This is a genomic window from Aeromonas sp. FDAARGOS 1403 (genome assembly GCF_019047325.1).
GTDB classification, from domain to species: domain Bacteria; phylum Pseudomonadota; class Gammaproteobacteria; order Enterobacterales; family Aeromonadaceae; genus Aeromonas; species Aeromonas dhakensis.
Genome location: NZ_CP077249.1, coordinates 4,021,219 through 4,039,263, shown reverse-complemented (window position 1 = coordinate 4,039,263; position 18,045 = coordinate 4,021,219). Strand labels below are relative to the sequence as shown.

Genomic DNA, 18,045 nt, shown 5'->3' with positions numbered 1-18,045 from the left:
AAAACAACGGGTTACAAGGAGTGTGGTAGCGGGACCAGGGGATGGCAAGGCAGTGCCTCGTCAGCGCGCCAGAGGCTGACGAGGCGGGGGATCAGCGGGGGCGGACCAGCTTGCCGAGGCGCAACAGCAGCAGGGTGAGGAGGCCGCCGCTGGCGGCGGTCAGCACCGCCAGCAGCAGGCTGCCGAGCAGGAAGGGAGGCACCAGGGTAGCCGCCTCGTGCTCCAGCCAGTGCAGGGTCCAGCTGAGGTGAAATGGTTCCGGCGTCTTGTGCAGCACCAGACAACCGGTGCGATAGGCGTAGAGGTACATGAAGGGCAGGGTCAGCGGGTTGTTGAACCAGACCGCCAGCAGTGCCAGCGGCAGGTTGAGGCTGAACGCCAGCGCCAGCCCGACCGCGATGAGTGAATGCATGGGGATGGGAAACCAGCAGGCGAAGATGCCGGCCGCCACCGCCCCGCTCAGGGCGCGCGGCCCCCCTTGCCAGAGGGCGGGGGCGAGCAGGCGCTCGCCAAACAGGGCGAACCACTTCTGCTGGCGCAGGGTATCGGGGTCTATCTTGAAGCGGGCAAACCAGTGATTCAGCATGCGCGTGCCACCTTGCGTTTCTGCCACTGACGCACGGTGCTGATGCGCCAGCAGGTGCGAATGAGGGCGTAGCCGATGAGGGAGCTGAGCAGGGCCAGCACCAGCGAACCCAGCAGCAGCGGCGGGGCCACGGTCTCGAACACCGACACCAGCCAGGCCCAGGTGAACTCGATCTCGATGTGCTGGGAGGATTGCCCCAGCAGCTGACAGCCGGTCAGGTAGGCACCGTAGAACAGCGGCGGCATGGTGAAGGGGTTGGAGAGCCAGACCAGGGCTACCGAGAGCGGCAGGTTGACCCGGCAGGCGATGGCGCCGCCGGCCGCCAGCAGCATCTGGCAGGGGAGCGGCACCCAGGCCATGAACAGCCCCACCGCGAAGGCACCAGCTGCCGAGCGCCGATTGAGGTGCCACAGGTTGGCGTCCAGCAGCAGCTTGCCAAACAGCCGCAAGTGCTTGTGTTCCTTGAGGGTCGCCGGATCAGGCAGCCAGCGTTGTATGAGTCGTTTGGGCATATTGAAACCTTGCTAAATACTTGCACCATGGATCTGCGCCTGCTGTCGTTTGCCCTCGGGGCAAGCTCCTCACTGCTTTGGCCATGGTTGCCTTCATGGGAATGGGGTGGCCTGATGCTGCTGCTCGCGTTCCCCCTCGCCGGTTGCCGCTGCTGGCGGCTGCTGTTCTTGCTGGGCGGCATCCTCTGGATGCAGGGGAATTTGCACCACCGGCTTGCCTGGCTGGATCAGCTTGGCAAAAAAACGAGCCACATCATAACCGCACAACTGCAAAGTGCAGAACCCGAGGGCGAGAAATTTGTCCGGCTGGTGCTGCGGGTGAACAGGCTCGATGAGCAGGCGCTCACCCCGGCGCCCCTGGTGCGCATCAATGCCTACCAGGCGCTGCCCACCATGACGGCAGGCAGTCGCCTGACCCTGGAGGTCTCCCTCAAGCCGGCCCACGGCCTGGCCAACGAGGCGGGGATGGACGGGCGGCGCCTGCTGCTCGGCAAGGGGATCACCGCCACCGGCAACTTGCGCCGGGTGATCCTGATTGAAGCGGTGCCGGCGGGGCTGCGCGAGCGCTGGCTGGCCCGGGCCGCTGCCAACTGGCAGGATCTGAACCAGGGGCCGCTGCTGGCGGCGCTTACCTTCGGTGAGCAGGGCGGCATCACGACTGAGCAGTGGAGCCTGTTTCGCGGCAGCGGGCTGACCCACATCATCGCCATCTCGGGGCAGCACATCGCGCTGGTGGCGGTGCTCGGCTGGTGGCTGGGGCGGCTGTTCGGACTGCGGGGGGCGATTCTGCTCGCCCTGCTGTTTGCCGCCCTCTACAGCTGGCTGGCCGGGTTTGCGGTGGCCACCGAACGGGCCCTCATCATGGTGCTGGTGTGGAGCCTGCTGCGCTGGCGACGGCGGGAGTGGCCGGCCCATCGCGTCTGGTTGTGGGCCTTCGTGGTGCTGACGCTCTGGGATCCCTTTGCCCTCTATTCGGCCGGATTCTGGCTCTCCTTCCTGGCGGTGGCTCTGCTGCTGGTGGCGAGCTTGCTGGAGGCCAAACCCGGGCTCGTCCGTCTGCAGGGCTTGTTGCTGTTGGGGCTGCTGCCGTTGCAACTGGCGCTGTTCGAGGGGATAGCGCCGTTGTCGCTGCTGCTCAATCTGCTGGCATTGCCGCTCTTTTGCATCGGCATCATACCGCTGGCGCTGGTCGGGGTGTTGCTGGCGCCGCTTTCGGGGGAGCTGGCCCACCTGCTGTTCTGGCTGGCCGATGTCGGCCTGCAGTGGATATTGTGGGCGCTGGAGAGGTTGGCCAGCCAGTGGCAGCTCTGGTGGCCGGTGCCGGGCTGGGTGCTGCCGCTCACAGCGCTGCTGACCCTGCTCTGGTGCGCCTGGCATGTGCCGGGCGGTCGTCCCTTGCTGTTGCCGGGGGGCGTGGCCCTGCTGCTGGCGGCCTGGCCGGCGCCGACCCACTGGCAACTGAGGGTATTGGACGTGGGGCAGGGGTTGGCGGTGCTGATCACCCGGGGTGAGCGCGGCATCCTGTTTGACACCGGCGATCGCTACCCAGGCGGCTACAACATGGCGGATGCCGTGATCCTGCCGCTGCTCAACCGGCTCGATGTGCGGGTGCTGGATTATCTGGTCATCAGCCACAAGGACCGGGATCACGCCGGCAACCGGCGTGCCATCCTGCAGGCTCTGCCGGTACGCCACGAGCTCTCTTCCTTCGACTTCGGCCGCTTCACGACCCTGTGCCGGCGTGGCCAGCAGTGGCGCTGGCAGGGGCTCGAGATGGCGGTGCTCTGGCCACAGCAACCGGGAGGCGGTCACAACAACGACGGCTGTGTGCTGCAGATCCGCGACGGGGAACGGCGCATCCTGCTCAGTGCCGACATCGAGCGGCAGGCGGAGCAGCGGCTGCTGGCGCTGGAAGGGGAGGGGCTTGCCAGCACCTTGCTGGTAAGCCCCCATCACGGCAGCCGCACCTCCTCCACGGCCCCCTTCGTGGCGGCTGTGGCCCCCCGCTATGTGGTACACAGCGCCGGCTTCATGAACCAGTGGGGCTTTCCCCGCCCCGAGGTGGTGGCTCGCTACAGGGAGGCGCAGCAATGGGTCACCGGGCTGGACGGGGAGATCCTGGTCGAGCCTGCGGCGGACGGGCTGCGGATCAGTGCCGAGCGGGAGCAGGGCCCCTGGTTTCGTCGCAATGGTGACTGGTGGCGGCCTGCATTTTAGCCTGAGCGCTGAGCGTAAACCCGGCTGTGGCTGGCATAACGGTCTTCATTTCCTGCCTTGGCGAGGGACATGCGCTGGCGATGCTTGGTGTAATCCTGCGCTTTGGCTGGGATAACGGCCGTCATTTGCCGTCTTGGCGAGGGGCATGCGCTGGCGATGCTTGGTGTAATCCTGCGCTTTGGCTAGAATAGCCCGTCATTTCCCTTATTAACGGCTATTCATGCAACAAGAAACCTCACAAGACAGCTGGCCTGTCTTCAAGCGTCTGCTCGGCTATGTCCGTGACCGCAAGCTTGGCCTGATTGGCGGCATCATCGGCATGCTGGGCTACGCCGCCGTGGATACCACCTTCGTCTATTCCATCAAGCCGCTGATCGACAAGGGGATCAACGGCAACGATCCGACCGTGCTCAAGTGGATGCCCTTCTTCGTGCTGGGTATCGTGGCACTACGCGGCGTCGCCAACTTCCTCTCCAACTACTGCATGGCCTGGGTCGGCAACCACGTGGTGATGCGCCTGCAGCAGCAGGTATTCAACCACATGGTGGCGATGCCGATGAGCTTCTTCGACCGCCAGAATACCGGCCACCTGCTCTCCAAGGTGACCTATGACGCGAGTCAGGTCTCCTCGGCCGCCAGTACCACCCTGGTCACCCTGGTGCGGGAAGGAGCGACGGTCATCGGTCTGCTCGGCCTGATGTTCTGGCACTCTTGGCAGCTGTCGGTGATCTTCCTGGTGGTGGGGCCCGTGGTGGGCATCATCATTGGCCTCATCAGCCGCCGTTTCCGTCAGATCAGCCGCCACATCCAGCAGGCGGTGGGGGACATCACCACCTCCACCGAGCAGATGCTCAAGGGGCACAAAGAGGTGCTGATGTTCGGTGGCCAAAAGGTGGAAGAGAAGCGCTTCTTCAAGGTCAGCAACAACATGCGCCAGCAAACCATGAAGATGGTCGCCGCCGATGCCATCGGCAGCCCGGTGGTGCAGATGGTTGCCTCCATCGCGCTGGCGGCCTTCCTCTATGTGGCCACCATCGACAGCGTGCGCAGCGAGCTGACTGCCGGTACCTTCACCGTCATGATCACCTCCATGATGATGCTGCTCAAGCCGCTGAAAAGCCTGACCGACGTCAACAACCAGTTCCAGCGCGCCATCACCGCCTGCCACAGCCTGTTCGGCCTGCTCGATACCGAGCCGGAACAGGATACCGGCACCCGTACCCTGGAGCGCGCCCGCGGCGAGATCGAGTTTCGCAACGTCACCTTCACCTACCCGACCAAGGACACCCCGGCGCTGCACAACGTCAGCTTCAAGGTGGAGGCAGGCAAATCGGTGGCCCTGGTGGGGCGCTCAGGCTCTGGCAAGAGCACCATCGCCAGCCTGCTGACCCGCTTCTACGATATCGAGCAGGGGGAGATCCTGCTGGACGGCGTCAACATCCGTGAATACCGCCTGAGCGAGCTCCGCAAGCAGTACGCCCTGGTCTCCCAGCACGTGCACCTGTTCAACGACACGGTGGCGAGCAACATCGCCTACGCCGCGGAAGAGCAATACAGCCTCGACGAGATCAAGCAGGCGGCCCGCATCGCCCACGCCGACGAGTTCGTCAGCAAGATGAGCAACGGGTATGACACCGTGGTCGGCGAGAACGGCGCGTCGCTCTCCGGCGGTCAGCGTCAGCGCATCGCCATCGCCCGTGCCCTGCTGCGCGATGCCCCCGTGCTGCTGCTGGACGAGGCCACCTCGGCGCTGGATACCGAGTCCGAGCGCCACATCCAGGCGGCCATCGACGAGCTGTGCAAGGCGCGCACCTCGCTGGTGATCGCTCACCGCCTCTCCACCATCGAGAAGGCGGACGAGATCCTGGTGATCGATGAAGGCCATATCGTCGAGCGTGGCAACCACGCGGCTCTGATGGCCCAGCAGGGCACCTATGCCCAGCTGCGCGCCATCCAGTTCGGCCATGCTGCAGGTGGCAACGCCTGATGCTGGAGCGGCTCTGGTATGCAAAGAGTGGCTGGCGTTGGTTGCTGGCCCCCTTTGCCCTGCTGTTTGCCGTCATCAGCGGCACCCGCCGCTACGCCTATCGGCACGGCTGGCGCAAGGGCTATCGTGCCTCCTTGCCAGTCATAGTGGTGGGCAACATCTCGGTGGGTGGCAACGGCAAGACCCCGGTCGTGGTCTGGCTGGTGGAGCAGTTGCAGGCCCGCGGCTATCGCCCCGGGGTGGTGAGCCGCGGCTATGGCGGCAAGGCGCCCCATTACCCCTACCGGCTTGATGCCGCCAGCACCACGGCGCAGGCGGGGGATGAGCCGGTACTGATCGCTAGGCGCTGTGGCTGCCCTGTGGTGGTGGCGCCCAGGCGGGCCGATGCGGTGCGTCTGCTGGAGCAGAGCGGTGAGGTGGACATCATCATCACCGACGACGGCCTGCAGCACTATGCGCTGGCCCGCGACATCGAGCTGGTGGTGGTGGACGGGGCGCGCCGTTTTGGCAACGCCTGCCTGCTGCCCATGGGGCCGCTGCGCGAGCCGGTCACCCGGCTCAAGCGGGTGGACGCCATCATCTGCAACGGCGGCGAGCCGGGGCGGGGAGAGTATCCCATGAGGTTGGTGGCCGATTCCCCGCGTCGGGTACGCGATGAGGCCCCGCTGACCACGCCGCTGGCCGGTCCGGTCGACGCGTTGGCGGGGATTGGTCATCCGCCCCGTTTCTTCGCCACCCTCGAGGGGCTTGGTTACCAGCTGGATCAGCGGGTGGCCTACGGGGATCACCATCCCTTCGATCGGGACGAGCTGGTGGGCCGCTTTGCCGGCAAGCCGCTGCTGATGACCGAGAAGGATGCGGTCAAGTGCCGCGCCTTTGCCCTCGACAACTGGTGGTATCTGCCGGTCAGCGCCGAGTTGCCCGCCTCCCTGCTCGATACCCTGCTGCACAAGCTGGGTGCGAGCTGGAAGGGGCAGGGCGCAACCAAGGCACAAGGTTGATCTCGCTCGCCAGCGCGGGAGAGAAGGGGGCTTGTCATGCCCCGCATGAAACATCTGGTTGGTTCGACACCCATCGCCGGCGTGATTAAGCCGCTGGCGCGACATCGTTGAAGGAGTATCGTTTTGGCTTTGGACATCAAGTTGCTCGACATCATTGCCTGCCCGGTCTGCAAGGGTAAGCTGCACTATCATCCGCAATCCAACAAGTCCGTGCATGAGCTGGTCTGCCGCTTCGACAAGCTGGCCTATCCGCTGGAGGAGGGGATCCCGGTGCTGCTGGAGAACCGCGCCCGTCCGCTCAATAGCGACGAGCTGTCGTCATGAGCTTCGTCGTCGTCATTCCGGCCCGCTACGCCTCCACCCGGCTGCCGGGCAAGCCGCTGGCCGACATCCATGGCAAGCCCATGGTACAGCACGTGGTGGAAAAGGCCCTGCAGTCGGGCGCCGATCGGGTGATCGTCGCCACCGACGATGAGCGGGTGCAGCAGGCGCTGGCCGGCCAGACCGGGTTCGAAGTGTGCATGACCTCGAAGGATCACCAGTCCGGTACCGAGCGGCTGGCCGAGGTGTGCCGTCACTATGGTTTTGCCGCCGACACCATAGTGGTCAACGTGCAGGGGGACGAGCCGCTCATTCCGCCGGTCATCATCCGTCAGGTGGCGGACAACCTGGCCGCCGCCAGCGCGCCCATGGCGACTCTGTCTGTGCCAATTCAGGACGCCGAAGAGGCGTTCAACCCGAACGCCGTCAAGGTGGTGACCGACCAGGATGGCTACGCCCTCTACTTCAGCCGTGCCTCCATTCCGTGGGATCGTGATCGTTTTGCCGCAAGCCGCGAGCAGATTGGCGATCACTACCAGCGTCACATCGGTATCTACGCCTATCGCGCCGGCTTCATCCAGCGTTATGTGGACTGGGCGCCGAGCGCGCTCGAGCAAGTAGAGGCGCTGGAGCAGTTGCGGGTGCTCTGGTATGGGGAGAAGATCCACGTGGCCCAGGCCCTCGAGGCGCCGCCGGTCGGGGTGGACACCCAGGCCGATCTGGACAAGGTGCGTGCGCTGCTGGCGAACTGATGCCGACAACAGCAAAAATGACTCTGAACGGTGCCTGCGGGCGCCGTTTTTTGTGTTTAATCTTTACATAATTATTTGATTACAAACGTCATTTATGAGCACTTTCAAACTTTTCCCGGCCATGGTTTGCCAAATCGACGAGTTTGGTTATGATGCAAGACGCCGTGTTAACCCTAACTGGCATATAACGAGATAAAAAACGGGGTGTTTGGGTGATTAATGTATTCCTGGTCGATGATCATGAGTTGGTGCGTACAGGGATAAGACGCATTCTGGAAGATGTCCGCGGGATCAAGGTGGTGGGTGAGGCACAGAGCGGGGAAACCGCAGTCACTTTCTGTCGTCAGAACCATCCCGACGTGATCCTGATGGACATGAACATGCCGGGCATCGGCGGCCTGGAGGCAACCCGCAAGATCCTGCGGATCCGACCCGATGTGCGCATCATAGTGCTGACCATTCATTCAGAAAATCCGTTCCCGACCAAGGTGATGCAGGCGGGGGCCGCCGGCTATCTCACCAAGGGCGCCGCACCGGACGAGATGATCCACGCCATTCGCCTGGTCCACTCCGGTCAGCGTTACATCTCCCCGGAGATCGCCCAGCAGATGGCCCTGAGCCAGTTTGCCTCGGCCGACGAGAACCCCTTCAAGTCCCTCTCCGAGCGCGAGCTGCAGATCATGATGATGATCACCAAGGGGCAGAAGGTGACCGATATTTCCGAGCAGCTCAACCTGAGCCCGAAGACGGTCAACAGTTACCGCTACCGGCTGTTCAGCAAGCTCAATATCAATGGCGATGTGGAGCTGACCCATCTGGCCATTCGCTATGGCATGCTGGATGCCGATACCCTGTAACGGGCGGCGTGTAGCCATCAAAGGCGGCCTGTGCCGCCTTTTTGCTTTTTGCCGGTCTGGCGCAGTATGCTCTGTGCCGTCTTCTGCTTTCATCCGTTGAGCCGAGTTGCCGATGAGCCTCTCTTTCGTTCTTCCGCTTGCCGCGATATCCCAGACCCAACACCTCAATCCCCGTTGCCGGAGCCAGCATGACCTCCTCTGAACCTCTCTTCGACAGCAAGGCGTTTCTCAGTGCCGTCACCCATCAGAGCGGTGTCTATCGCATGTACGACAGCGGCGGCACCGTCATCTACGTGGGCAAGGCCAAGGATCTGAAGAAACGGCTCGCCTCCTACTTTCGGGCCAACGTCGACAGCATCAAGACCCGCACCCTGGTGCGCCAGATCGCCGACGTGCAGGTGACGGTCACCCATACCGAGACCGAGGCGCTGATCCTCGAGCACAACCTGATCAAGCAGTACCAGCCCCGCTACAACGTGCTGTTGCGGGATGACAAGTCCTACCCCTGGATCATCATCACCGCCCATCAGCACCCGCGTATCGGCGTCCATCGCGGTGCCCGCAAGGTGAAGGGGGAGTACTTCGGCCCGTACCCCTCCGGCGGTGCGGTGCGCGAGAGCCTGCACCTGATGCAGAAGATCTTCCCGGTGCGTCAGTGCGAGGATGCAGTCTATGCCAACCGCACCCGCCCCTGCCTGCTCTACCAGCTCAAGCGCTGCGCCGGCCCCTGCGTGGCCGGGCTGGTGAGCGAGGCCGAGTATGCCCAGCAGGTGGAGCTGGCCAAGCTGTTCCTCGCGGGCAAGAACCAGCAGGTGATAGGCGAGCTGGTGGGCAAGATGGAATCCGCCAGCGGCGATCTGCGCTTCGAGGAGGCGGCCCGCTATCGGGATCAGATCCAGGCGCTGCGCCGGGTGACCGAACAGCAGTCGGTGAGCGGCAACGTACTGGACGAGCTCGACGTGGTGGGGGTGGCCTTCGAGCAGGGGACCGCCTGCATCCACGTGCTTTTCATCCGCCAGGGCAAGGTGCTGGGCTCGCGCAGCTACTTCCCGAAAGTGCCGGCCGATACCCAGCTCGACGAGGTGGTGCAATCCTTCCTGCTGCAGTTCTATCTGTCGGGGCAGGGGGGGCGGCAGATCCCGAGCGAGGTGCTGCTCGATGTGGCGCTGGAAGACGAGGACGTGATCGCGCAGACCCTGAGCCAGACCGCCGGCTACAAGGTGCGGGTGGTGAGCCGTACCCGCGCCGAGCGGGCCCGCTTCATCAAGCTTGCCTCCATCAACGCCCAGACCGCGCTGCGCTCGCGCCTTGCCCACAAGAGCACCATCACCGCCCGCTACGATCAGCTGGAGGAGCTGCTGGAGCTGGAGCGCCCCATCGCCCGCATGGAGTGCTTCGATATCTCCCACACCATGGGGGAGCGCACCGTGGCCTCCTGCGTGGTGTTCAACCGGGAGGGGCCGCTCTCATCGGAATATCGTCGCTTCAACATCGACGGCATCACCGGCGGCGATGACTACGCGGCCATGGAGCAGGCGCTGGAGCGGCGCTTTGGCAAGCAGCAGGAGCCGGACAAGGTGCCGGATGTGCTGTTTATCGACGGCGGGCTCGGCCAGCTGCGCCGCGCCGAGGAGATCCTGGCCCGCCAGCTGGAGTTTCTGGGGGGCAAATATCCGCTGCTGGTGGGCATTGCCAAGGGGGTGACCCGCAAGGCGGGGCTGGAGACCCTGATCCTGGGGGAGAGTCACGAAGAGCTGCATTTACCGGCAGATATGCCCGCCCTGCACCTCATCCAGCACATCCGCGATGAATCCCACCGTTTTGCCATCACGGGCCACCGCGCCAGACGGGCGAAGGCCCGCACCACCAGTACCCTGGAGGATATTCCGGGGGTGGGGCCGAAACGGCGGCAGGCGCTGCTCAAGTACCTGGGCGGTCTGCAGGAGGTGAAAAAAGCCGGGGTGGAGGAGCTTGCCAAAGTGCCCGGTATCAGCCAGGAGCTGGCCCAAGCCATCCACGATGCCCTGCACTCGCTCTAGCCATTGGTCGCCGAGAAGGGGGGATGCGCCTTCGTGTTGCCCCTGTTTGCCCAGACGGCGAGCAGGGGCTGTCGCCCCGGGTATCGACAAGAGGCGAGGTGAGTCACACCATTCACCCCGGGTTCATCTCCTTCAGGGTCCAGGCACACAAGAGCCGTGACGCCGGGGGGCCGCAAATGCCATAATGGCCCGCATCCTGAGGTTGTTGATGGATTAATAGACCAAGGCGGGCGCCTGTCCGGTTGCATCCGTGATCGGCTTGGGGCTACCATGTAGCGGCATACAAGAAGTGGCTGAAAATAATGACAAATATTCCTAATCTGCTGACGTTTTTTCGGATCTTGCTCATCCCCGTCTTCGTCATCCTGTTCTACCTTCCCTACCAGTGGTCCTATCTGGCGGCGGCCATCGTCTTCATCCTGGCGGCGGCGACCGACTGGTTTGACGGCTACCTGGCCCGCAAGCTGAATCAATCCACCGCCTTCGGTGCCTTCCTCGATCCGGTCGCCGACAAGATCATGGTGGCGGCGGCGCTGGTGGTGATCGTCGAGCACTACAACACCATCTGGGTGACCATTCCCGCCATGACCATGATTGGCCGCGAGATCATCATCTCCGCCCTGCGCGAATGGATGGCCGAGCTTGGCAAGCGCTCCTCGGTGGCGGTCAGCTGGATCGGCAAGTGGAAGACCATGATCCAGATGGTCTCGCTCACCGGCCTCATCTGGCAGTACGACATCTGGATGGTGTGGCTGGCCTATGTGCTGCTCTACGTGGCCACCGTGCTTACCTTCTGGTCCATGTTCCAGTACATGAAGGCCGCCTGGGGCGATCTCAGCTATCACTCCCGGTTCTGAGCTGCCGACACAAAGAACCGTTTCCCCGTTCTTGGGGCTGGGAAACGGTCGTGAGCGCTGAAAAGGCAGGAAAAGGGCAAAAAACACTCGAACGATCAGGGTATTAAACATTTTTGGTTGACTGGGCGAGGAACATCGCTAGAATGCGTCCTCGTAGTCAGGCAGTCAGCCAGACCAATGCGGGAATAGCTCAGTTGGTAGAGCACGACCTTGCCAAGGTCGGGGTCGCGAGTTCGAGTCTCGTTTCCCGCTCCAAATTCAGACAATAGAGAGTTTCTCTCTTTTGCATGGCGCGTTAGCAAAGCGGTTATGCAGCGGATTGCAAATCCGTTTAGTCCGGTTCGACTCCGGAACGTGCCTCCATATTGACAAGCCCGCCACGCGAGCTTGATACCGATTGCGGTGCCCGAGTGGTGAAATCGGTAGACACAAGGGATTTAAAATCCCTCGACGTTCGCGTCGTGCCGGTTCGATTCCGGCCTCGGGCACCAGTTATTGAATAAAGCAATCAAAGACTTACGAAAGGCCGCTAGCAATAGCGGCCTTTTTGTTTTTGGCAAATGGCACCAAAGTGGCGACAGAAATTTCGGTGATCGATTTCTGCCGACTCTATCATCCCGCCGTGTAGTGGTTGTGGTCGTCGGAAAATTTTTTTTCCGTGGGTATGGCTATAGGCTTACCAATGGTACAGAGCTCCTTCAAAATTTCAGTTCTCAAAGAACCACTTCTGGTAGCTAACCCTCTGAAACAAAAAGCCTTCAAGCTGTTTCCCTGCGGCAAACCGGATCCTTTCCTATAGGTCCGATCCCCACGGAAAATACGACCATCCTAATTTATTCAATGATTTAGGCGTTCATTGTGGCTACCCACACTGCCTTCAAACTGTAAAGCCCTGCAAAAAAGCTCAGATCCTCAACGCTCTGCAGATCCTTTATCTGGCGCGGTCTGGGCATATGTTTTTGCGGTAATTCACTTTTGCAAAAATTTTTCCTGGTGAAGCCCGCAGGCGGGAGCGGATGAGCGCGGATTCTTTGAGGCAGACGCGGCGGCGGGCGTCGCTGGTGTGCACGGGAGGCTGTGAGCTTATGTTGGCTCCACGTATGATGCATGCCCTGCCTGATGGTCCTCTAGATGCGGCGCCTTTCCCTGGCCATCTTTGGGCTGTCAGGCAGCCTGTCCATTCGGTCACCCTTTGTCGTATAGCTGTTCATTTTGAGACTCGGTTCTTAACTTTCGGTTTAGAACTTTGACCAAGTTTCTAGTGACTCCTTACAGTGCTCTGTTCTTGAATCACAGAACGGGAACTTGCTATGGGTAATGCAGCAAAGGTTGGCGATATTGGAACTGACCATGATGGGTTCCCACCAACCAAGATTATCTCCGGCTCTCCAGATGTATTTATTGATGGTCTCCCGGCCGCTCGTGTCGGTGACCCTCTCGAGCCTCATGACAAACCCAATAATCCACCACATCCCAGGTCTATCGCTGCGGGTTCATCAACCGTCTTTGTGAATGGTCAGCCGCTAGCGTTTACAGGGAAGGGGGTTTCTTGTGGTGGGGTCATCATTGGTGGGGGAACTGTCACTGTGGGTGATGGTGCACCCTCCGCCCGCGCCGCGGCTATGGCATCGGCGTCCAGCACCGTGGAAATTCCGGCCTCATCACCAGGTTATTGGCCTCCATATAATCCTATTTCGGGTGAGTACCTTGACGTCGTCTATACACAACCAGCTCAAACTGTCGCTGTACTGACCTTTGAAGAACTCCAATCGCTTTGGAAAGAGCTGAATGCCAAAGACCGTCTGGGTGATGCCAAGTCGATCAAAGATGCCGGTGAAAGGATTCGTCTCGCCCAATCCACAGCGAAAGCGCTAGGTGGTATGGGGGTAATTGCGTACACCAAGGTTATCGATGGTGAACCCTATACGATCATCAAGAACTATAAGCAGGTTCACAAAACGATCCCTGGGAATATCTGGAAAGCCAGCAACCCCAAGATTCTCAGGTTGGGTATAGGCGCAAAGGCGAATACCCATTTGGTAAAGATGGGATTCTTGGCTGATTTTGTCTTCTCCGTTTCGGTAAACGTCATCGACTACATCTTACGGGATGAGACGACGATGGTAGATCTTTTCAGCAATGTGGGCATAGACCTTGTCAAAGGCACACTTGCTAATGGAGTTGGAATTATTGCTGCGGGAGTTGTTGCGACTGTGTTCGGCCCCGGGATCTTGTTAACCGGGACGGTTTTTGCCCTGGCAACGATTGCTGCTGGTAAGATTATCGACTTTGTTGACGAAGAAGCAGAGCTTTCAGAAATGATGAAACAAGCGGTTAAGGCAAAGTTTGAATGACTGGGCAGATCTCATGGCAGATGCGAGCCAGTGGATTGGTTGTCGCATTACTCGGAATAGGTGGCCTTTGGATGGCCATAGTGTTTGGTTCTGAATTCATGGACCTGCAAGCACTTACACCGGCAGATCCGTTGCGAATGAATGACTGGCGGGGATGGTTCGCTATCTTCGTTAGCCTACTAGCGGCCCCTTTCATGCTATATGCCGGTGGAAAGCTGATACTTTCTCGGGCTATGCCTGAGCCAGACCTTTCCTCAAAAGCGGTTAAGAGGCGGGTGATCTTCGTCGTCTCCTTGATTGTTATAGCTGCTGGTTTGGGACTGCTGACACAAAAAGTCAGCATGTCGAATATTGAACGTTTGGGATGGGAGCAGTGCTACGTCAAACAGACGAGCTGGCGATTTGGCAAGGAGATCTATTCTCAAAATTGTGAAGCACATGGACTTATGAAACTGGACCATGCGTTAGACAGACTCTCTTTGGAAGCACTGAAAGAGAAGTTAAACAAAGAGATGTTTGAGCAAAAATGAAAGGGGGCCTTAAAGGCCCTTTGTTTTATTCGATGATGGGGGATAGCTGGCCGGCCAACTGCTCCACCACGTTCATCAGCTGTAGCAGCAGTTGGAAGATGTTCGCGCTCTCGGTCCCCATCCACGAACGGGGTGCCTCCAGGTGTTGCAGCTCGCCGGCAACCGCCCGGCGCAGTCGGCCTCCCTCGACCAGAGCCCTCGTCTTGGTTTGGCTCATGTTACCCCGACTTGCCAGGGGGAGAGCGCCACCGGTTAGGGGGGCAGTGGATGACCCGGTGCATCGATTAGCTTGAACCTCCTTGGTGTCTGTGGTGTAACTTGATTAGATACCGTCTTGGGAGGCGTTGGCGAGTGGCCCAGTCATTGGCAGACACTGATCTGTGTGAAGCGCTGTCCGATCTCTTTGTCGATAATGAGGTCGATTTCGAGTTGATCGCTCAGGTGGCACGGGGCTTTCCCGTTGCCCACGTCGAGATGGTCTTGTTCGAATGGGTGGCGCCGGTTTGTTACACCAACACCCTGACGCCCGTGCCACCGATCTGGACCGGCTTTGAACGTGATTCACTTTGGGCGGAGATCCAGTGCTTGCTGACAAGAGAGGCCAAGGCCGGGTTTGCCAAGAAACTGTCCATCATGCTCAGGCAGTTTTATCTGAGGCAACGGTTTGCCGAAGAGTGGCGCAGGCTGTCGGTGCTGCTGGTCGAAAAGGAATAAAAGTAATGACGGAGAGTGGCGATAAAAATTTCAATTTATGGTCATTGGACGCTACTGGCCGTTTTTAACTAGTTGATATTTATATAAATGTTTTTTCATCAATGTTCACATGTGATTTGGCTTGGCTGGGGAAGTGTTGACATGGTATTGGTGTTCACATCATGTCATTGATGGCCTGTCACGCAGGCTGGCGGGTTTGACAATCAAAGAGGGGAGCCTGGGCTCCCCTCTTTATTGTTGGGCTGACAATCCCGGGGGGCGGTCCTTATCCGGCGCGTGGCCGTCCTTTAGAACTTGTAGAGCCAGGAGACGGCGGTGAAGTAGCCGTTGTAGTCCTGGTTCAGGTTGCCGAGGTTGCGCTCTTCGCCGGTGTAGAGGTAATCCACGTCCTGGAAGTATTCGTAGCGCACATCCCAGCGCAGCGAATGCTGCTTGGTGAGCTGATAGAGGGCGTAGCCTTCCAGCCGGTGCTGCTTGCTGGTGAGATCCGGGTAGTCATAGCCCTTGCTGGCGTCGGTCTTGCCGCGGCCATAGGCGAAGCTGTAATCGAGCCCGAGCTCGAGATCCCGGTCAAACGCCTTCTTCTGGGTGAGCCCGAGCCCGAGGGTGGTGATCTCGTCGCGCACCGCCGTGCTGTAGGGATCCCAGTCCGGTGCACCTGTGTAGGCGTGGTTCTGGCTGGAGGTGATCCACTGCAGGTTGCTGAACAGGTGGCCGCTCAGGTTGTCGTCGAACTGCTGGTTGAGGGTCAGGTCGATGCCATAATCCTTGCCCTCGCTGCGCCCTATGTCCGGCTCCTTGTAGTCATCCCTGGCCCACCACCCTTCGAGGCGGGCATCCATCCCCTCGCTGAACTGATAGCCGAGATCCCCCCTGAGTTCGACCCTGTCCCTGTCCGCCAGATAGAACTGGCGCAAGGTCGGGCTGCCGTTGCCACCGGCGCTGTCGTGGCGCCAGTCCGAGCCGTTGCGGGTGCTCCAGGCGAGCTTGCCACCCAGTTGCAGCGCCCCGGCCGGGCGGTAGCTCCCCTTGAGGAACAGGGTGTGCTCGTCGGTGTCCTGTCGGTCGGCCTGCTCGCGCTGATCCGCCTTGTACTGATAGCCGGTAGTGAGCTTGACCGAGCGGCTGAGCCGGTAGTCGGCCGCCAGATCCGCCTTGCTGCGGGTGCGATCGCTCTTGCCGCGCTGCTTGCCGACCACCGCGTATTCATCGGACTTGTCCTTGCGGTCCCGATACTCGCCGCCGGCGCGCAGGGTGAGATCCCGGCCAAAACGGCCTACCCACTTGGCATCGGCCTGCAGGGTGCTTACCTCGCCGTGGAAGTCATCCTGGGTGATGGGGGCGTTGCGAAACGCGGTCAGGCTGCCGTTGGTGGTGGCCTGGCTGGTGAGCACGCGGCCGCTCAGGCTCTGCCGGTCCCAGTTGTACTGGCCGGAAAGGCTCAGCTGGTGGAAGTTGTTGTCCGGCTCGTAGGCGCGCTCGTTGGCGTAAGGAGCGGCGACGCTGCCATAGTAGAGCGCCGTGTCATCGGTACGGTAGAGGGAGCCGTGGTAGGCGAGATCGACCAGCCAGCCTTCTCCCAGGTAGCTGACGCCGCTCTTGACCAGGGTGGTCGAGCTGCCGTCGACGGGCTTGGGCAAGAGGCCTGGCCCGCTGCCGATGCCGGGCACGCTCGACTGGTAGTAGGCTAGGGTGGCCTCTTTTTTCTCATGAGAAAAATCGGCGTAGGGGCGCCACGGGCTCTTCGGGGTATAGGCGAGCCCGGCGGTCAGCTTCTTGCGCACCACCTCCTTGTCGAACTCGGCCAGCGACCCCTGGGTCAGCGGGCTCTCGCCCGGCTGATAGACGCTGCGGCCGTGGCTGTTCCAGTAGAAGGGGGATTCCGAGTAGCCCAGCCGGGCGCGCATGCCGTCGTAGTGGCCCTGTTCGGTCGCCAGGCTGAAGCGCTCCATGCCGAGGTTTTTCACCTCCAAGCTGCCGTAGCGGGAGCCTTCTCCCCGGTATTGCAGGTCGGCGTTGAAGATGCCGAGCATGCCGCTGTCCTGCTGGCTGGGAACCCAGTTGCGAAAGCGGGTGGCGCCATCGTCGTTGGCATAGCCGGCACCCAGCCCCACCTCGCCAAACCAGCCCTCATCGCGCTCGCAAGACTTGCAGCTCCAGCGTTCGGTCTTGGCCGGTTTGCTCTGCTGCAGGGCGTAATCCCCGACTGCCAGCGGCTCCTCGGCCGCCTGGGCCGAGCAGACCGCCAGCAGGGAGAGCCAAAGTGTTGAGTATTTCATGACTTCTCTCCTCAGCGCTGCAGTGATTGACCGTTGGGATGGTTGGTCCCGTGGATCTGGTTATGACAGTTCAGGCAACTGCCGCCACGCACCTTGAGATCCCCCTCGGGGATGGAGACGTTGGCATGGGGCACGCTGTGGCACTCCTGGCACAGCTGGGGCACCCGCTTGTTGAGCAGCGCCTGGTTGATGGAGCCGTGCGGGCTGTGACAGAGGGAGCAATCCTCGGTCACCGGCTCGTGTTCCCACAGGAAGGGGCCCCGTTTCTCGGCGTGGCACTCGTAGCAGCTCTCGTTGAGGCTGGGCTGCTTGAGGCTGGCCTCGTTCTGCGACTGGTGCGGGTTGTGACAGCTGGAGCAGGGCAGCTCGCCATTGAGAATGGGGTGGCTGGTGCGCTTGTGCAGATCGGCTTTTTGCTGGGCGTGGCAGCTGGTACAGGTCTCCACCTGCAGCTTGCTGTCCATCACCGGATCCTTGGCCTGGTGCAGGCTGTGGCAGCTGGTGCAGGAGAGATCCTCCACCGCGTGAGCACTGGTATGCCAGCCCATCCGCTGGGTATCGGTGTGGCAGGAGAGGCAGACGCTGTTCTGCTTCTCCACCGGTACCGGCGAGTCGGGGCCGAAGGTGATCATGGGTTCCCGCTGCTGCCCCTTGCGGGGATTGCGCGGGTGGTTGCCGGCGGGGCCGTGGCAGGCTTCACACTGTTTGTCGGCCATCGGCCCGTTCTGGTTGCCGAGGTTGCCGTGCACATTGTGGAAGATGCCGGTAGCAGGCTTGCGCGAGTCGGCATCGTGGCACTTGAGGCAGGTATCGGCCCCCTTGGGGGAGTATTTGCCCTGGTCGAATTTCTGGTCGAGGGTGGCCTCGACCTGCAGGCGCGGATCGGCATCGGCCGCCGGCTGGGCATCGCTCTTGGCCCAGACCGGCAGGCAACCGAGTGCCAGCAAACCCGCCAGGAGCCACTGCGGGGTGATTCTTTTCATATCGTGTCCTTCAACGGCAAAGGGCCGGGGGGAGGCATGCCCCCGGCCTGGTGGTC

The 18,045-nt window shown here is 61.3% G+C and carries 17 protein-coding genes and 3 tRNA genes; 14 read left to right on the top strand and 6 right to left on the bottom strand.

Translation table 11 applies throughout. From position 1 onward, the window contains the following. Positions 1 to 91 precede the first annotated feature (91 nt). Together I6L33_RS18525 and I6L33_RS18520 are read right to left on the bottom strand one after the other, a co-directional pair. Complete coding sequence (locus tag I6L33_RS18525) at positions 92 to 586, bottom strand: DUF2062 domain-containing protein (RefSeq protein ID WP_216973087.1); 495 nt, start codon at positions 584 to 586, stop codon at positions 92 to 94. Next, a complete protein-coding gene (locus I6L33_RS18520) occupies positions 580 to 1,098 on the bottom strand; it encodes a DUF2062 domain-containing protein (RefSeq protein ID WP_011706585.1) in 519 nt (172 codons plus the stop codon). Before I6L33_RS18520 ends, I6L33_RS18525 begins: the two co-directional genes overlap by 7 nt. On the opposite strand from I6L33_RS18520, the gene I6L33_RS18515 reads away from it, so the two are divergent. Then, on the top strand, positions 1,036 to 3,315 hold the full coding sequence (locus I6L33_RS18515) for a DNA internalization-related competence protein ComEC/Rec2 (RefSeq protein ID WP_216973086.1): 2,280 nt from the start codon (positions 1,036 to 1,038) through the stop codon (positions 3,313 to 3,315). The genes I6L33_RS18520 and I6L33_RS18515 overlap by 63 nt on opposite strands. Here the strand turns inward: I6L33_RS18515 and I6L33_RS22155 are convergent. Next, a complete protein-coding gene (locus I6L33_RS22155; protein WP_302054583.1) occupies positions 3,312 to 3,440 on the bottom strand; it encodes a hypothetical protein in 129 nt (42 codons plus the stop codon). The genes I6L33_RS18515 and I6L33_RS22155 overlap by 4 nt on opposite strands. Before the next feature lie 95 nt (positions 3,441 to 3,535). Here I6L33_RS22155 and msbA point away from each other — a divergent pair, with 95 nt between their 5' ends. The 12 genes from msbA to I6L33_RS18455 all read left to right on the top strand — a co-directional run bounded on the left by msbA (position 3,536) and on the right by I6L33_RS18455 (position 14,013). Then, complete coding sequence (gene msbA, locus I6L33_RS18510; protein WP_139397939.1) at positions 3,536 to 5,302, top strand: lipid A ABC transporter ATP-binding protein/permease MsbA; 1,767 nt, start codon at positions 3,536 to 3,538, stop codon at positions 5,300 to 5,302. Next, the gene (gene lpxK, locus I6L33_RS18505; protein ID WP_010633512.1) at positions 5,302 to 6,303 is read left to right on the top strand and encodes a tetraacyldisaccharide 4'-kinase; all 1,002 of its coding nucleotides are present in this window, start codon (positions 5,302 to 5,304) and stop codon (positions 6,301 to 6,303) included. The genes msbA and lpxK overlap by 1 nt, the downstream gene beginning before the upstream one ends. Positions 6,304 to 6,426: 123 nt before the next feature. Continuing rightward, positions 6,427 to 6,627 carry a Trm112 family protein gene (locus I6L33_RS18500; protein WP_025201447.1) on the top strand — a complete coding sequence of 67 codons (201 nt, stop codon included), beginning with the start codon at positions 6,427 to 6,429 and terminating at the stop codon, positions 6,625 to 6,627. Beyond that, positions 6,624 to 7,376: a 3-deoxy-manno-octulosonate cytidylyltransferase gene (kdsB, locus tag I6L33_RS18495; RefSeq protein ID WP_010633514.1), complete on the top strand. Its 753-nt coding sequence runs from the start codon at positions 6,624 to 6,626 to the stop codon at positions 7,374 to 7,376. The genes I6L33_RS18500 and kdsB overlap by 4 nt, the downstream gene beginning before the upstream one ends. Positions 7,377 to 7,588: 212 nt before the next feature. Continuing rightward, a complete protein-coding gene (gene uvrY / locus I6L33_RS18490; protein ID WP_005302696.1) occupies positions 7,589 to 8,233 on the top strand; it encodes a UvrY/SirA/GacA family response regulator transcription factor in 645 nt (214 codons plus the stop codon). A gap of 188 nt (positions 8,234 to 8,421) precedes the next feature. Next, the gene (gene uvrC / locus I6L33_RS18485) at positions 8,422 to 10,272 is read left to right on the top strand and encodes an excinuclease ABC subunit UvrC (protein ID WP_024942413.1); all 1,851 of its coding nucleotides are present in this window, start codon (positions 8,422 to 8,424) and stop codon (positions 10,270 to 10,272) included. 302 nt (positions 10,273 to 10,574) lie between these two features. Next, positions 10,575 to 11,129, top strand: a complete 555-nt coding sequence (gene pgsA, locus I6L33_RS18480) for a CDP-diacylglycerol--glycerol-3-phosphate 3-phosphatidyltransferase (RefSeq protein ID WP_010633516.1) — start codon at positions 10,575 to 10,577, stop codon at positions 11,127 to 11,129. A gap of 179 nt (positions 11,130 to 11,308) precedes the next feature. Beyond that, positions 11,309 to 11,384 (top strand) — tRNA-Gly (locus tag I6L33_RS18475). 34 nt (positions 11,385 to 11,418) lie between these two features. Continuing rightward, a tRNA-Cys gene (locus I6L33_RS18470) sits at positions 11,419 to 11,492 on the top strand. Positions 11,493 to 11,533: 41 nt separating this feature from the next. Then, positions 11,534 to 11,620, top strand: a tRNA-Leu gene (locus I6L33_RS18465). An 819-nt stretch (positions 11,621 to 12,439) separates the two neighbouring features. Then, positions 12,440 to 13,483, top strand: coding sequence for a type VI secretion system PAAR protein (locus tag I6L33_RS22080; protein WP_254204946.1), 1,044 nt, complete (start codon positions 12,440 to 12,442; stop codon positions 13,481 to 13,483). Beyond that, positions 13,480 to 14,013 (top strand): hypothetical protein, encoded by a 534-nt coding sequence (locus I6L33_RS18455; RefSeq protein ID WP_213343920.1) that lies wholly within the window; start codon positions 13,480 to 13,482, stop codon positions 14,011 to 14,013. The genes I6L33_RS22080 and I6L33_RS18455 overlap by 4 nt, the downstream gene beginning before the upstream one ends. A 25-nt stretch (positions 14,014 to 14,038) precedes the next feature. On the opposite strand, the gene I6L33_RS18450 is transcribed toward I6L33_RS18455, so the two are convergent. Then, a complete protein-coding gene (locus I6L33_RS18450) occupies positions 14,039 to 14,230 on the bottom strand; it encodes a hypothetical protein (protein ID WP_095592433.1) in 192 nt (63 codons plus the stop codon). A 134-nt stretch (positions 14,231 to 14,364) separates the two neighbouring features. On the opposite strand from I6L33_RS18450, the gene I6L33_RS18445 reads away from it, so the two are divergent. Beyond that, on the top strand, positions 14,365 to 14,727 hold the full coding sequence (locus I6L33_RS18445) for a hypothetical protein (RefSeq protein ID WP_216973085.1): 363 nt from the start codon (positions 14,365 to 14,367) through the stop codon (positions 14,725 to 14,727). A 287-nt stretch (positions 14,728 to 15,014) separates the two neighbouring features. Here the strand turns inward: I6L33_RS18445 and I6L33_RS18440 are convergent, their stop codons facing one another. Both I6L33_RS18440 and I6L33_RS18435 read right to left on the bottom strand, forming a co-directional pair. Continuing rightward, positions 15,015 to 17,006 carry an MtrB/PioB family decaheme-associated outer membrane protein gene (locus I6L33_RS18440; RefSeq protein ID WP_216973084.1) on the bottom strand — a complete coding sequence of 664 codons (1,992 nt, stop codon included), beginning with the start codon at positions 17,004 to 17,006 and terminating at the stop codon, positions 15,015 to 15,017. An 11-nt stretch (positions 17,007 to 17,017) separates the two neighbouring features. Beyond that, positions 17,018 to 17,989 carry a DmsE family decaheme c-type cytochrome gene (locus I6L33_RS18435; RefSeq protein ID WP_216973083.1) on the bottom strand — a complete coding sequence of 324 codons (972 nt, stop codon included), beginning with the start codon at positions 17,987 to 17,989 and terminating at the stop codon, positions 17,018 to 17,020. Positions 17,990 to 18,045: the final 56 nt, after the last annotated feature.

What these genes read in the sequence shown, in the direction of transcription:
- I6L33_RS18525 (WP_216973087.1), bottom strand. Translation starts at nt 586, where the DNA reads ATGCTGAATCACTGGTTTGCCCGCTTCAAGATAGACCCCGATACCCTG.
- I6L33_RS18520 (WP_011706585.1), bottom strand. Translation starts at nt 1,098, where the DNA reads ATGCCCAAACGACTCATACAACGCTGGCTGCCTGATCCGGCGACCCTC.
- I6L33_RS22155 (WP_302054583.1), bottom strand. Translation starts at nt 3,440, where the DNA reads ATGACGGCCGTTATCCCAGCCAAAGCGCAGGATTACACCAAGCATCGC.
- msbA (WP_139397939.1), top strand. Translation starts at nt 3,536, where the DNA reads ATGCAACAAGAAACCTCACAAGACAGCTGGCCTGTCTTCAAGCGTCTG.
- lpxK (WP_010633512.1), top strand. Translation starts at nt 5,302, where the DNA reads ATGCTGGAGCGGCTCTGGTATGCAAAGAGTGGCTGGCGTTGGTTGCTG.
- kdsB (WP_010633514.1), top strand. Translation starts at nt 6,624, where the DNA reads ATGAGCTTCGTCGTCGTCATTCCGGCCCGCTACGCCTCCACCCGGCTG.
- uvrC (WP_024942413.1), top strand. Translation starts at nt 8,422, where the DNA reads ATGACCTCCTCTGAACCTCTCTTCGACAGCAAGGCGTTTCTCAGTGCC.
- pgsA (WP_010633516.1), top strand. Translation starts at nt 10,575, where the DNA reads ATGACAAATATTCCTAATCTGCTGACGTTTTTTCGGATCTTGCTCATC.
- I6L33_RS22080 (WP_254204946.1), top strand. Translation starts at nt 12,440, where the DNA reads ATGGGTAATGCAGCAAAGGTTGGCGATATTGGAACTGACCATGATGGG.
- I6L33_RS18455 (WP_213343920.1), top strand. Translation starts at nt 13,480, where the DNA reads ATGACTGGGCAGATCTCATGGCAGATGCGAGCCAGTGGATTGGTTGTC.
- I6L33_RS18450 (WP_095592433.1), bottom strand. Translation starts at nt 14,230, where the DNA reads ATGAGCCAAACCAAGACGAGGGCTCTGGTCGAGGGAGGCCGACTGCGC.
- I6L33_RS18440 (WP_216973084.1), bottom strand. Translation starts at nt 17,006, where the DNA reads ATGAAATACTCAACACTTTGGCTCTCCCTGCTGGCGGTCTGCTCGGCC.
- I6L33_RS18435 (WP_216973083.1), bottom strand. Translation starts at nt 17,989, where the DNA reads ATGAAAAGAATCACCCCGCAGTGGCTCCTGGCGGGTTTGCTGGCACTC.